This is a genomic window from Sneathia sp. DSM 16631 (assembly GCF_014892235.1).
Lineage (GTDB): Bacteria > Fusobacteriota > Fusobacteriia > Fusobacteriales > Leptotrichiaceae > Sneathia > Sneathia vaginalis.
The window spans coordinates 1-1,078 of sequence record NZ_JADBHL010000039.1; the positions used below are offsets into that span (position 1 = coordinate 1).

Annotated in this window: 1 protein-coding gene; it reads right to left on the bottom strand. The window is 29.7% G+C overall.

Annotation, left to right across the window (positions count from 1 at the left end; translation table 11 throughout):
• A partial coding sequence (locus tag IMK15_RS06315) for a hypothetical protein (RefSeq protein WP_192942287.1) occupies positions 1–1,078 on the bottom strand: 1,078 nt, incomplete at both ends.

Here is a 1,078-nt window from a genome sequence, read left to right on the forward strand (position 1 = left end):
CAGTTAATGTTAAGTTCTTAACACCAGTATATTTAGCTCCTAATTTGAATCCAAAGTTAACTAGGTCTAATTTAGCTTTTAAATCTTTGTATCTTTCAAGTTCAAGTTTATATTCTTTTTCTCTGAATGAGAAATCATTAAGTGAATTTACACCTTGTAAAGCTTGACCATAGTCTGAACCAAAACTATCATTGAATACTTTAGTTGCATCTACAGCACCATTATCTGCTACAGTATAAGTGTCATCTGCTCCTTTATTAAATTTCTTACCAGCAATTACATTTTGCATACCTAAAACAAGTGCATATTTATCGCTTTCTTTCTTGTCTCTGTTAAATTTAGCTTGTTTATTTTCAGCATCTGCATATGCTTTACCTTTATTAGTAGTATCAGCTTTTACAGTTTTAACTAGTTCACTTTCGCTTCCAACAGTAGCATTTATTAATTTTTGTTTAGCAGTTATTTTTTCATTTAAAGCTTTAACTTCAGCTTTTTTAATTTCTTCATCTTTAGCATCAGCTTTTACCTTAGCATCTGTATAAAGATCTTCGTATTGTTGTTTTAAATTTGTCAATTCTTTAATTTCGTCTGTTATCTTATTGATTTCCTTTTGAGCATCATATGCTTTTTTAGCTTTATCTTTATTTGTTTCTGCTACACCATCATAATCATTTTTAGCATTTGTTACATCATCTGATAATTTTTTATCATAAGCTGCTACTAATTTATTATAAAGATCCACATTCTTTTGATATGCTTCTTTTTCATCTTTAGTTGCTTTCTTTATAGTTTCTTGAGCTTTTTCGAATTTCTTCTTTTCTTTTTCTAATTCTTCAGCATGGTGTTTAAAGAAGTCTTTATCACTTGAAATTAAGCTTTGAGCATATAGGTATTCAAATGGATTAGCAACATAGTCTCCTAATTCTGCATTTGCATAGTGTACGTGTTGTACGAATGCTCCTGCTGTTAATTCTAGGTCTTTTACTCCTGTGTATTTACCGTCTAATTCATATGAGTGTGCATATGCATCTTTGTTTAATTTGATTTGTCCATCTGTTAATAGGTCTTTGACATCTGA